Origin of the sequence: Vibrio sp. B181a, from assembly GCF_030248375.1 — a bacterium.
Taxonomy (GTDB): Bacteria; Pseudomonadota; Gammaproteobacteria; order Enterobacterales; family Vibrionaceae; genus Vibrio; species Vibrio campbellii.
This window is the reverse complement of record NZ_JAHGAD010000008.1, coordinates 97,241-110,273: the sequence shown is the minus strand read 5'-3', so window position 1 is coordinate 110,273 and position 13,033 is coordinate 97,241. Positions and strand designations below refer to the sequence as shown.

The window sequence follows — 13,033 nt, the reverse complement described above, 5'->3', positions numbered from 1 at the left end:
CATGAGCCAATCAAATGTAACGCCAGCTCCTGCAGCCGCACCGTCAGCGTGGCAGCGTTTCAAAGAGTCGGATTTCTTGTATTACTTCAAGCGCGACAAAGTTGCGATGGCAAGTTTTACCGTCTTTATGATGTTCTTAGTGTTGGCGTTGGCTGCGCCAATTCTGGCACCGACAGATCCGTACGATCTGACGTCCATCGACATCATGGATTCTGAGTTGCCACCGTCTTGGATGGAAGATGGCGATGAGCGCTTTGTGTTAGGTACTGATGAGCAAGGTCGCGATATTTTATCGACCATTCTTTATGGCTCTCGCCTGTCTTTGACCATTGGCTTCCTTGCGGTTGGTCTTCAGTTGGTACTGGGCATCATCATTGGCTTGTCTGCAGGTTACTTTGGCGGCCGTATTGATAGCTTCTTGATGCGTTTTGCTGATGTGCAGTTGTCGTTCTCTACCATGATGGTGGCGATCATCGTCTCGGCAATCTTCAAAGCCAGCTTTGGCAGTGATTTCTACAGCCAATATGCAGTAGTCATGCTGGTGGTGATCATTGGTGTGGCAGAATGGCCGCAATACGCGCGTACTATTCGTGCTTCGGTATTGGCAGAGAAGAAGAAGGAATACGTCGAAGCGGCGCGTGTGATGGGCTTTAAAGCGCCTCGCATCATGTTCCGTCATATTCTGCCGAACTGTCTATCGCCAATTTTGGTTATCTCGACAGTACAGGTAGCGAACGCAATCATGTCGGAAGCGGCGCTGTCATTCCTAGGCTTAGGTCTACCAGTCGACCAGCCGTCACTGGGTGCCTTGATCAGCATCGGCTTTAACTACATCTTCTCTGGTGCTTGGTGGATTACTGCCTTCCCAGGTATCGTGCTAGTAACGCTGGTATTGGTGATTAACCTACTGGGTGACTGGCTACGTGATGTATTTAACCCGAAAATCTACAAAGGTTAATCATCAAATAAATTGGACTGCATAGGTTGTCAATTTAATAAATTTCTTCCTAAACTGAGAGCCGGATGCAATTCCGGCTCTTTTTTTGCTTATCAGTTTTTATGCATATTTTATTGACGCTTTGTCGCGATAATTTCATCACCTACTGTTTAGAGTGAAGCGTATGGAAATGAAAAAGGCACACTATTCCTCTCGTATCGTCCAATCCGGCTTGAGCCTTGGGTTGCTGGTGGCGTGCGCCCAATTTTCGAGTCCTGTATTGGCGGACGATTTTCTTTGTCAGGCCTCTCAAGCCAGCAACAAAGAGCTGCCAGTTCTAGAGCAATCTTGTCCGATCGGGAAAGGGCTGTGGGGAAAGAAAGTGCCGCAAGGAGGCAATGACTTCTTCTGGATCCAATGTGGTCTGTTGCCAAAGCCGATGTCTTTAGCCAAAGCCAAGCCGATCTACGGCAAAATCACCACCGATGTTTGGATGAAGCCAGAGCAAAAAGGCTATCGTTGTCTTATCGGTCCTTATACTGAATTTGCCAAAGCCTCGCAGGACTTGCAGCGAGTTAAAACTTTATCGACCTATAAAGAAGCGTTTATTCGTGTGGTTGGCAAAGGTACGTCAGAGCCAGTGAAGCAAACTAAGCCGATGCCGAAGCCTGCCGCGAAGGCAAAGCCTGTGACACCAGTTGCTCCAGTAGCCGCGACTCGCCCGAATACGGATGCTTTCAAAACTAAAGAGGCGCCAGCTAAGGCAGTACCGAAGCAAGCTTCTCAACCAGTGGCGAAACCTACCCAAGCGCCTAAGCCTGCTCAGCCTATTATCAGTAACGATACAGTGCAGGTACGATTGAAGACGATTCTGCAAGGTAAAACGTTTGTGGTGCCGTACTTGGTCGAGAACAACAACCAGTTCTATATGGAACATGGAAAGCCTTGGAACCGCTTAAACTATGCGAGCTCACAAAAGGTATGTCAGCAATTAAGTATGGAGTTGGCGAGTGTCTCGGAATTCAAAACGCTGCGTGCGTCTGGGGTGATGGAGAAAAATAACTGGCCGCTGCAGTTGCCATACTGGGGTAAGGATAAGAAGGGCTTGTTTGCCGACCGAGAACCGAATCAGCTCACGGGTACGTCATTACTCAATGTGATTTGTGTGAAGTAATGAAACGGATACAAAAGAGCCCCGCTTGAGCGGGGCTTTTCAGTAGCATCAAATAGAAAAGTTATTTGAGATTAGTTTCCCTGTGGCAATTAGAGCAGTAATACACTTCTTTGATGCCTTTGCATTTTTCCCAAAAGGTTCTGCGTCGGCGTTGTAAGTGAATATGATTGCAACAAGGTTTTGCTCGAATTAAACCGTATTTACTCATTAATCTTCAATTAAAGGCAGTGATTCCATCACTTTTTCTATTGCTTCTTGAGAGTGTGAGTACAGACCGAATTCTGGGGCTGATACCCAACCGTTTTGTTCAATGCTTGAGTTGATGCCGATGTAGAAATCGCCAAACTCGCGGTTTACATTACGGTGACGAGTTTTGTAATCAGACTCTGAGCCTGTTTCTTCTAGAATCAAAGTTTCGCGATTTGTTTCGCTATCTAGAGAGATAGTCCAGTTACCAGGAGTGTAGAAGCCTTCTGGTTTGATAGACTCATACTCGTAAACACCGTTAGCGTACTCAAACTTACCTGCAGCATAGAATAGTTCAGTTTCGTCTTGAGCAACGGTCTCGCTCTCTACCGTCATATCAAATTCAACCTTACCGTTTGCGACCTTTTCGCTCACTGGTAGTGCTTGTGCGAAAGGTGCATCGGTTGAATCAAACCAGAACAACTCATCACCATCGATTTTCACAAGGATTTGGTAGTCGCCTTGTGTGGTTTTGTTTTGGTATAGCATTTCATACTCAGAACCTTCATCGTCGTACAATTTTCCGTCTTTGAGCTCTACGTCCCAACAATCTTTGTTTTGGTAAGCCGCGTAGTTTGGTAGCTTGTCCAGTTTTGCCAAAATCGCGTATGGGTCGTACTCTGATTCCCAAGAGTTGCTTAGGTTATCACTGATGTTTGCCGAGTATTCTTCGCCTTGCTCATCATCGTTTGAACCCCAACACCATAGTAGGCCTTCGGCATCTTTCATCAGAATCGCATGGCCGATTTCGCCATCGTTACGTGCGAAGCTGCCCATTTTTGCCGCTTTGCCGTTAAAGTGGTCGATAGTGAAGCCTAGCGTTGGTACAACTGGCGGCGGTGTAGCGCCTTCTTTCACTTCTGGTAGTTTAAAGGTTACGCGAGCTTTGCCATCTTCGTTATCTTCTACGTTAACGGTAAAAGTTTGGCCTGCAGCGTAAGCTTTTTCTGGTGTACCTTCGATAGTGATGATTGCGTTGTCGTTTTCATCGATAGACAAGCCAGCGATAGAGATCGATTCCGCTGAATACTCTTCTAGTTGGCCATCTTCGTCTTTGAAAAGACCTGAAATGTCTAGAGTTTGCTCAAAAGCTTCACCTTGTTGTAGCTGCCAGCCATCAACGATACTTTGAAGGCGTTTTTGCTCTTCTTCAATGACGATTGGTGCTTGGTTTGCTGTTTCGATGTCCAGCTCAAATACAGTGCTTACAGTAGAAAGCGCTTTGCCTGCAGAGTCTTTATCTTCCGCTGTTAGGATGATTTCGAACTCACCTGCTTTGGTGACTTCAGCAGCTGGCAAAAGAATCAATTGGTTGCCTTCAATGCGAACTTCGATGCCAGTTCCACCTAGATTGTGAGACAGTTTAGGCGTCACCAGGTTTTGGTCTTTGTCTTTGAATAGACCTTCGATGTTCAGCTCTACACCATCGAAGCTCGCGCCTTTTACGATTTCAGGTAGGTTCTCTAGCTTCTCTTCGGCTGCTTCTTCAACGTCTTCGTTAACAACAAGCTTGTTGTTGACTACGGTTTCTGGCGCTAGGTTTTCGCTTTCTGGTGTGCTGTCAGTGATTACTGGGCGTAGGTTTGGATCATTGATATCTGCACCAGACTCCACCAGACGGTCTACTTCTTGATCAGCTGCTTGCGCGAATTCAGTCGCTTTTTTCTCGTAGTTCGCAGGGTTTTGCGCTTTAGATTCAGTCAGAATCTGAGCGGTTTTATGTAGTTCGGCACTTTTATCTACACCCGAAACGAAATCGCTGTATAGATCGATAGGTGCTTCTTCAGTACCACCAAGTGCTTGGTTTACTTTTGCTACTGCTTCTTCTTCCGTTAGCGCACTGTCGTTTGCCATTTCAATTGCAACAAGGTCAGTGATTGGTGAGATAACGTTAGAAGAGTTTGGTGCGCGGAAAACGAGTTCGTGTGCCATCGCTTGGCTTGGGTGATCCATATCTACAGTGTAAGTACCTGCGTAAGTTGGATCTAAAGCGATAAGCTGTTTCTGTTTTGCACCGTTTGGCGTGATAGTTTGCAGTGCCAGAGTACTCTCTGGTTTTGCTTTGATTTTAAGCTGACCTTTCTCATCGGTTAGGCCAAGGAATGTATCATTGGTGTCCCATTGACCATTGTTGTTCAGATCTTCAAATACCACAGCATTTTTGAAGTAGCCATCGAAGCCAGTGATCACTACACCAGAGTTGCCACCGTTTGAACCACCATCTGAACCACCACAACCTGTTAGCGCGATAGCCACTGACGCTGCTAGTAAACTCACCTTATTCATTGTTTTAATCCTTGTTTCGTTTCCGAATGAGAAAGTCGCTTTTTATCGTTTTATCTTTCAATCTCACTAGTGAGATTGAAAAAGCAGCGCATTTTGGATCGGTTCTGGAAGCGGCTTCAAGACACGAAAAGCCGCAAAAAAACCGTAAAAAAACTTTGAATATTTTTTGTGGCGTTGATTAGTGGTGTGAATGGCGGCTTGAGGTGGTTGCTATTTAATACAAATGCTTATTTTGACTCTTTGCTCATTTGTGAGTGGTTTTTGAACTAATAGGGTCGTAATAAATCATATTCATTTTCAACTCCTCTACGCTATTGGCGTATTGAGGAAGTGGGCGCAAGATGTAGCTATAAGCTTCACCCTGAAGAAAAACGTCATTGGCATGGTAGTCGTTGTTGAAATAGACATAAGCGTATGCCGACGGTTTAGGAGCAGTCGCGCAATAGGTATTGTTGGAGTAAGAAATTACATCGCTAAACATCCCTTCACCAGCGATGATTGAGGTGTCCCAAAACTGACAGAATTCATGAGCAAATAAGTCGCTATTAGACGCGACTATGTTGAGATCTGAGTCGAAACCGTCGTAATACTCATTACCTTGAGCGAAGCGTCGGTCAAAAATATAGTTACCAGCAAGCGCATGGCGGTAACCACCGGCAGTCGGAATAAGCAGATCAAATCGGGCGGATTGATACAGCTTCTCTCCTGTATTGACGTTCAAACGCTCTTCCATTGATCGTTTGTTCTTCTGCATGGTGTAGCTTTCGAAGCGATTATTGTCGAAAACAGTGATGAAGTAGTTTTCGGTTTCTTTGTGTACGCGTGAGGTGTAGACCTTTTTGGTGGTCCAGATTTGTTGTGAGTCGCTTGTTTGCACTATTAATGATTCATCGCTGATCTGATACTGACCGACTTTCTTTAATTCATGCTCTTCAGGGCAATGGGTTTTGTTGTTGGCAGCCGCATAGAAGACTTCTTCTTCGACAAACTTAAATGCCTCACAGTACACCACTTCATAGGCGTATTTTTTCCCACCAAGTAAGTTTGTGGTTTCCAGACGATACACAATGCCATCAATGAGAGGGTGCTCGGTATCATTTTGTTCTTCGATTACTGCTGGTAGCTCAAAGCGTGTTGTTACCCAAGCATGGTCTTCTGTGCCGTGGTGGTCATCGCGGGCAGATACCGCTAAGTAAGTGGTTTGGTCGAACGCTTTTGGTGCGCCTTGCAGCATGATTTGTCCTTGATTAAGGACACTTAACCCATTGGCGTTTTCCAACCAAATTCGGGTGGTGAGAAGGTCGCCTTCTGGATCTTCAAACAGCTGCTCCAACCCCAGCGAATAGTTGATCGGGTTGTTCTGTGCTAGCTCCCAACCAAAGATGATGGTTTGAAGCTGCTGTTCTACCGCAAGGTTGATGATCGGTTTGCCGTTGTCTGTCGAATCATGGTTTGGGTTGTTGCTAACGTAGGTTTGAGTCAGGCTTCCGGAGTAATTGACCACCGATGATCCAAAAGCATCTGGAACCTGTTCAGGGTGCTCTGACAAGGTTGATTCGAGAGCTTTTTCAAAGGCGAGATCGTTGCTCCGCTCTAGTGCTGACGAGGTTAAAGCTTGTTTTACTTCAATCAAAGAAGTGCGCTCACCATGAGCGGCGTCTTTCTTATCAGTACTATTTTGTGCAGGTTTGATATTAGCAGCGACAGCTGTCGTTTGTTCATCTGAAAGCCAATAGCTTGCCATCAAGCAGATACCAAGTGCGCCTGCAATCCAGTATTTTTTTGTCATGATGTTACGCGTGCGCCATTCTTGAGTGCAGCCAACTGCGTGAAAACTTTAAGTCTTTTTCAATCAAACTGGCGCTGCATTCCAGCAGTTCACAGATCTCTTGGTTTTTCATACCCATCAAGTACTTGAGCTTCAAAGCGTTAGACTGGCGCGGATAACGCACACTGAAGCTGTCGAGCGCTTTATCCATGATGATGAGTTGCTCGAAGCGATCTTCTTCCTCCTTCATCAAGGTGATGTGTTGGCGCTTCTGCGCTTGATGGGCGCGTGCGTTGTCGATCAAGATTTGGCGCATCACTTTGGCTGCCATTAAGAAGAAGTCGCGCTTGGTTTCAATCTCACTCATGTCGCAGTTAGACATTTTCAAATAAGCATCATGAATGAGCGCCGTGGTGCTGTTTACGCTGTCTGAAAGCACCTTGTTGTCGGTGCCGTATTTCTCTGCGTTGCGTTCACGTTCTTGCTGAGCAATCTTACGCAGCTGTAGGTAAGCGAATTGGTACAACTCACTTTCCGCTTTTTTATCGCCGGCTTGCCACTGCTGGATAATTTGCGTCAGGGTAGATTTAGAAGCCATGGCTATACGTCCTCACTTACTTTTACAAACTCAGAGATAGAATGGGTTTCGATACGATCAGAGCCATCGCGATTACGACTGATGTCTTGCTGGTAACGATACAAAATGCCTTGCTCCCACGTTTTGCCTGCTGGCAGGTATTCCCACGTGGTGTAGTTGATTTCTGAAGGGGCGGGTGACCAGCGAACCATCACGTTCATCTGTGCTAATTCGGCGTTTTCCTGATCGTTGTTGACCCACCACATGTCTAAGTATTCGTTAGTGACGTCTTGGGTGTATAGGCTGATATCTGTGGGGCATTTAACGGCATCGACAGGTAAACGCAACACTTGGTTATGGCGCATTAGAAGACACGATTGTTTCATCGAGTCTTGTAGGTATTGAGTTTGCTGCCACACGCCTTGGTAGGCAATTTGGTTATCAACTGAATCAGGATAGGTAAACCACAGCATTTCAGTGCGGTTATGGTGCTTAACGTGTTCATTTGGCCCCAAACCTTGCACTTTTTCCATCAACAGTTGGGTATTTGGATCGAAGTTGAGTGCGACCGAGCGATATTTCCAGTCGCCTTCATCATCATAATCTTCCAGCGAGAAGCCATTTAGGTCATTGCGGGTGCAACCTGTATCCGCGCAGCCGACAAAGCTCTCCCACTCTGAGAAATTTTCAATTGGTTCGATAATGTCTTCGGTGACGCTTTGATTGAGCGCTAAGAAACAGCCTTGGAAATAGTCCCCCACGCTTGGGTGCTGGATCAGATTTTCTTCAGTGATGGTGAAGTTAACCTCACCGATTGGTGGGCGATAGCGGGGATGGTGCTGATAACGGATATCAAACGCACAGGCGCGACCTTGCCAATCCTTCTTCTTGATGATGATGTTCTTAAAGCGCACATCACGAGGCTCAAAAATGATTTCATCTGAGGCAAAGTTCTTCTCGATATAGCGTTGGCTTTCATTGAGGTGTTCGACCGCTTCTTGTACCGAAACCCAATCCAAATTGAGTTGTTGTCTAGCGTCATCTAGAAAGTTGAGGTCGAGGCGCTTGAGTTGCGCTTGGAAAGTGGGGTCGGAGAGTACTTTATTAGCCAGTACAATCTCTTGGCGGTTTTCTGGTGTGCTATCGAGAGAGAGCAATAAGCGGGTCATGTTGATACTGCGACTTGGCTTGGTGGTCGCCATGGTTGGCGTGAGCACTTCTTGGCTCGACATCGTAGTGAGCAAGTAGCCTTTGTCGTCATTGCCGAGGAAGAAGCTGATGACATCGCCAGGGCGATACTGAAACGCGCCTTTATCGGTGTGGCCAGAAAGGTTGGAGCTGGTTTTGTAATACAGACCAGTCACCGGTGAATCGATGAAGAAACCTTGCTTTATGGTAGGCGTTGTTGCTTCTAACGAGGGAGTCGCAGAAGTTGAGCTCGCCCATGCTGGCGCTATCGCTAAAGCAGACAGCCAGATCGCAACGGAACGTGTGTGCATCTTAGTTTTTAAGCCTTTTTCTTGTTTAGCCTTACTGTTGAGTGCGGTCCTTTGGTGCACAATTTGGCTGACAACTTATTGATTTAGTGAGGTGCTTCTCTGGCACCGGCGTCATCATCGCCAACAACATTTTTTGTTTTATGTGTTTGGGAATATCTGGGTTAGACAGAATTCGCCTGCGTGTCAGCTCCATCATGGCACTGACGGACATTTGCTCGACGTTTTGCCCCTTGGCATGAAAGACAAGGCGCGTGACTTCGTACATGATGTCTTCTGCAATCTTCTTCTCTTGTTGCAGTTGTATGTTTTTTTGAATCAGCGTGTTACCAAATAGCAAGCCAGATAACACTAAGATTGCGGACAACACCGATGGCAGCGGTCGACGTTGTACTAAACGAAGCGTGCTGTACAGCGGCCAGTGCTTCTTTTGCTCAATTGGGCGTCGCTCCAAAATGCATTCAATATCTTGGCGCAGTGCGCGAACATTGAGGTAGCGCTGTTTCGCTTTGGTCCGCGTCGCGCGCCTTACCACCCAATAAATATCTGTCCACATTGGCTGATCAGGAAACATCAGCGCCAGAATCTTACCCAGTGAATACACATCACTTTGCTCAGTCAAAAATGCTCCGGCTTGTTGTTCTGGGCTGGCGTATTTCTCACTGAAGGCGATCAATGCTGGAGACGCATCATCACTGCTTGATTGCACCTTTTGTGTCAGGTTGAAATCGAGCAGTTTTGGTCGTTTATTGCGATCAATCAGGATGTTTTCTGGTTTGAGATCCGCATGTAGAACTTGATGCTGGTGGGCGTGTTCCATTGCCTGACAAATCTGCTTGAACAGCAACAACTTGTCGTCCTCTTCCATTGGCGTGAGCAACAAATAGGAGTCTAGAGTCTGACCAAAAACGCGCTCCATCACGATATAAACTGAATCGCCGTGCAAGCCGCCATCAAACACTTTGGCAATGTAAGGGTGGTTCAAACGAGCCAGAAGCTGGGCTTCATCAAACAGCGCGCGTTTGCCCAAAACATTACTGAGATTGGCTTGGATGAACTTGATCGCCAGGTCTTGTTCAAACGTCTCGTCAGCGCGCAATGCTGCATATACCACCCCCATGCCTCCACGACCTAACTCGTGGGTAAGACGGTACTTGCTGATCACTTCCCCCGTGAGATCGACCTCTTTTGTGGTCGCCAAGCTAGCACCGAAGCCGAGCAACTGTGTCAGTTGTTCTTCTTCACTTTCGCTGGCTAAAAGAGGGGCGACTTGGAGATACAGCTCAGGTTGACTCTGCTGCAATTCGTCGAGGTATTGCTGCTTCTGAGAGTCGTCCAGATCAAGCAGGTGATAGTAAATCTGGGTTTCGCTGGAGATTAACGGCACTGTGCTTCGTATCTTATTGTTTTAGGTACGGTATTTTATAAGAAACTCAATATTAATGTCATTTATTTATTAAGCTCTAAATCACAATGTTAGCATTGCAATTTGATGGTTATTTGAGCGTTAAGGTTATGGTTTTATTAATGATGTAGCAGATGGTTTTTACTGAGCTTGTCGGCGACGAGTCTATTAGTCATAATGTTACTAGTAACATTACTGATAAATTAGATATTTATGGCTCAGCAGAATAAGAAAGCAAGAACGACATTGCAGGATGTCGCAGACAAAGTTGGCGTAACAAAAATGACCGTCTCGCGTTACATGCGCAATCCAGACTCGGTGGCAGAAAAAACACGGGTGAAGATTGCCGCCGTGATTGAAGAGATGGGCTACATCGAAAACCGTGCACCGGCGATGTTGTCGAAGTCTTCCAGTAAAGCGATTGGTATTTTGTTACCTTCACTGTCCAACCAAATTTTTGCGTCTTTTGTTCAGGGCATTGAAACCGTCACTAAAGCCAATGGCTACGAAACGTTACTTGCGCACTTTAGTTATGACGAGCTGGAAGAAGAACGCAAAATTGCGTCGCTGCTTTCTTATCAAGTTGACGGCTTAATCCTAACCGAAAGTCACCATACTCAACGCACTTTGCAGATGATCAAGAACGCAGGTGTACCCGTGGTCGAAACCATGGAATTGCCAGAGCAGCCGATAGATATGGCGGTTGGTATGGATCACGAAGATGCTTCTTACAGCGTCGTAAAGCGCATGTTGGAATCGGGCAAGCGTACAATCGTTTACTTCGGTGCTCGTTTGGATACGCGTACTAAATTGCGTATGCAGGGCTACGATCGTGCAATGATAGAAGCAGGGTTGGAGCCAAAACACGTGCTAACGGGCGATCACTCAAGCTTCTCGCTGGCACATGATTTGTTGGAGCGCGCACTGGCAACCTACCCAGAACTTGATGGCGTATTTTGTACCAACGATGACATCGCGATTGGTACCTTGTTGAGTGCTCAGCAACGCGGCATCAAAGTACCCGATCAACTTGCGGTGGTGGGTTACAACGCATTAGACATCGGACAAACCATCAGCCCGAAACTGACCAGTGTGGATACACCGCGTTTCGAGATTGGTGAGAAAAGTGCCGAGCTATTGATTGCACGCCTTAAGGGTGAAGAGCAAGCTGAGACGGTCGTGAACATGGGCTATCAAATTACAGCAGGCGAGAGCGTCTAACTCACTCACGTTTATTTTTCATCATTCGTTTCTGATAAGGACACGGGCATGCCACATCAACTTGATGCGTTAGATCTTAATTTAATGCGCTTACTTAAAGCCGTGGTAGAAAATCGCAGCATCAAGTTGGCGGCGATGCAGCTTGGCATTTCGCAACCCAGCGCCAGTCGTGGGGTGATGAAACTCAAAGACGTGTTTGATGATCCGCTGTTTGTGCGTAAAGCTCATGGGGTAGAGCCATCCCCAATGGCGATTCGCTTAGCGGCGGAGTTTGATAACATGCTGTCTCCACTAGAAAAAGTAGTGCAGGAGTTTTCGGAATTCGACCCACTCGAATACCAAGGTCAGATTGCGATTGTGACTGACCCTTATTTGATGGACGAACAAGGTCAGCGTTTATTGCGCGGTTGCCATCAGGCGTTTCCTCAAGCCTCGTTTGCTTTCTCAAGCTGGAACATTTATTCCCAAGACGAGATGCTAGAGGGCGAGCATGACTACTGCATTCTCGACCAAGAAACCGAGTTGTCGAAAGACATCTACATGCGCCCTCTATTTGTTGAAAAGCGCGTGATTTTGGCTCGTAAAGACCATCCGACGTTGTCGCAAATCAGCAATGATTGGGATACAGTGTCGAAATTGCCACTGGTTTCTTTGCCTGCGCCAGCGTCTTACAACCCGCTGTGTACGGTGGAATCGGAATATCGCCGCATGGGTTATGAGCCCGTTGTGTTGCTTAAATCCTACAATTTACGTGTTGCTTGCCAAATGCTGCTTGAAACCGATGCCATCATGTATGCTAGCCAAAGTACTGCGCACTTGATGCACGAACTTGCGTCTTACCCAATGCCGATGGTCAACCGAGAGTTCAGTCAATTTGTTGTTTCGGGCGGTTATTTGCAGACCTACCGCAACCACCCATTGCACCGCCATTTGCACCAAGTAGTGCAGCAAACCCTCAATACGCCATTAACGTGATCGGATAAGCAAACTGTCCTTTAAGATATTCAAAAATGAATATCTCAATTACCTGTCTGTTTCGCTGAAGAAGGGCTAATCTGACTACAAATAGTCAGGAGAAGCGGCTCTTTTTATCTTATCAATTCTTTGAATGTCTGATTCTTAAAGGACATTCACCATTCTCCGTTATGCAGTTTTTTAATTTCTGGGGAGGATGAATCATGCTCATTGCACGTCTATTTTTATTGCTCGCCATCGTTGCCGAAGTTGCCGGTACCAGTACGATGTCGTTTATTGGTGAAAGTAATGCGTGGGAAGGCTATCTGGTGATGTACGTTCTGATCGCCATTTCCTATTACTTCTTGTCGAAAGCGGCAAAGAAAATCTCTATCGGTGTCGCGTACGCAACGTGGGAAGGTTTGGGTATCGCCTTGATTACCCTGGTTTCTATCGTTTTATTTGATGCCAACTTAAGTACGCAGCAGTTGCTTGGTTTGGCGCTGGCGGTGGTCGGTATTGTGTGTGTGACGCTCGGTGAATCACACGGTCAGCCTCAACAAAAAGATGAGTTGCCAAGCTCATCGAATGCGAGGTATTAATCATGAGCCAATTTTTTACTGTTTCATTTGGATTTGTTGTCATGGCGGCGTTGGTCGACATTATGGCGAACATGGCGCTGACTCGCTCTAAAGGCTTTAAGCACAGAGGGTGGGGCATCACTGCGATTGTTTTGGTGATGGCAGCGTTTACTTTGCTTGCTCAAGCGGTAAAAGAGATCGACCTTGCGATCGCATACGCCTCTTGGGGTGCAATAGGTATCTTAGGTACCGCGATTGGTGGCGCTTTGCTGTTCAAACAAAAGCTTAAGCCGATTGGCTGGTTTGGTATCTTTGTGGTGATTGCCGCGGTTGTGGTGATGAAGACAGCTTGATATTAGATTCCTGATCTCACCTAGGCTCGTCGGAA

Annotated in this window: 11 protein-coding genes; 6 read left to right on the top strand and 5 right to left on the bottom strand. The window is 46.5% G+C overall.

Annotated features, from left to right (window positions below; translation table 11 throughout):
- The first annotated feature begins 1 nt into the window (after window position 1).
- Together KIO97_RS03805 and KIO97_RS03800 are read left to right on the top strand one after the other, a co-directional pair.
- Complete coding sequence (locus KIO97_RS03805; protein WP_005533496.1) at window positions 2-958, top strand: ABC transporter permease; 957 nt, start codon at window positions 2-4, stop codon at window positions 956-958.
- 163 nt (window positions 959-1,121) lie between these two features.
- Window positions 1,122-2,111 carry an SPOR domain-containing protein gene (locus KIO97_RS03800; protein ID WP_285381050.1) on the top strand — a complete coding sequence of 330 codons (990 nt, stop codon included), beginning with the start codon at window positions 1,122-1,124 and terminating at the stop codon, window positions 2,109-2,111.
- 207 nt (window positions 2,112-2,318) lie between these two features.
- Here KIO97_RS03800 and KIO97_RS03795 read toward each other — a convergent pair whose 3' ends face one another.
- The 5 genes from KIO97_RS03795 to KIO97_RS03775 form a co-directional block, all read right to left on the bottom strand.
- Window positions 2,319-4,643, bottom strand: a complete 2,325-nt coding sequence (locus KIO97_RS03795; protein ID WP_285381049.1) for an acid phosphatase — start codon at window positions 4,641-4,643, stop codon at window positions 2,319-2,321.
- 244 nt (window positions 4,644-4,887) lie between these two features.
- The gene (locus KIO97_RS03790) at window positions 4,888-6,432 is read right to left on the bottom strand and encodes a hypothetical protein (protein ID WP_122018600.1); all 1,545 of its coding nucleotides are present in this window, start codon (window positions 6,430-6,432) and stop codon (window positions 4,888-4,890) included.
- Between the two features lie 4 nt (window positions 6,433-6,436).
- The gene (locus tag KIO97_RS03785; protein ID WP_045368333.1) at window positions 6,437-7,009 is read right to left on the bottom strand and encodes a sigma-70 family RNA polymerase sigma factor; all 573 of its coding nucleotides are present in this window, start codon (window positions 7,007-7,009) and stop codon (window positions 6,437-6,439) included.
- A 2-nt stretch (window positions 7,010-7,011) separates the two neighbouring features.
- Window positions 7,012-8,487 (bottom strand): chromosome partitioning protein ParA, encoded by a 1,476-nt coding sequence (locus KIO97_RS03780; protein ID WP_285381048.1) that lies wholly within the window; start codon window positions 8,485-8,487, stop codon window positions 7,012-7,014.
- 31 nt (window positions 8,488-8,518) lie between these two features.
- Window positions 8,519-9,871 carry a serine/threonine-protein kinase gene (locus KIO97_RS03775; protein ID WP_285381047.1) on the bottom strand — a complete coding sequence of 451 codons (1,353 nt, stop codon included), beginning with the start codon at window positions 9,869-9,871 and terminating at the stop codon, window positions 8,519-8,521.
- Between the two features lie 231 nt (window positions 9,872-10,102).
- Between KIO97_RS03775 and KIO97_RS03770 the strand changes: the two genes are divergently transcribed.
- The 4 genes from KIO97_RS03770 (at window position 10,103) to KIO97_RS03755 (ending at window position 12,998) form a co-directional block, all read left to right on the top strand.
- Window positions 10,103-11,110 (top strand): LacI family DNA-binding transcriptional regulator, encoded by a 1,008-nt coding sequence (locus KIO97_RS03770; RefSeq protein WP_029789280.1) that lies wholly within the window; start codon window positions 10,103-10,105, stop codon window positions 11,108-11,110.
- 48 nt (window positions 11,111-11,158) lie between these two features.
- A complete protein-coding gene (locus KIO97_RS03765) occupies window positions 11,159-12,085 on the top strand; it encodes a LysR family transcriptional regulator (protein WP_005430035.1) in 927 nt (308 codons plus the stop codon).
- 203 nt (window positions 12,086-12,288) lie between these two features.
- Window positions 12,289-12,666, top strand: coding sequence for an SMR family transporter (locus KIO97_RS03760; RefSeq protein WP_047480093.1), 378 nt, complete (start codon window positions 12,289-12,291; stop codon window positions 12,664-12,666).
- 2 nt (window positions 12,667-12,668) lie between these two features.
- Window positions 12,669-12,998, top strand: coding sequence for an SMR family transporter (locus tag KIO97_RS03755; protein ID WP_005434604.1), 330 nt, complete (start codon window positions 12,669-12,671; stop codon window positions 12,996-12,998).
- Window positions 12,999-13,033: the final 35 nt, after the last annotated feature.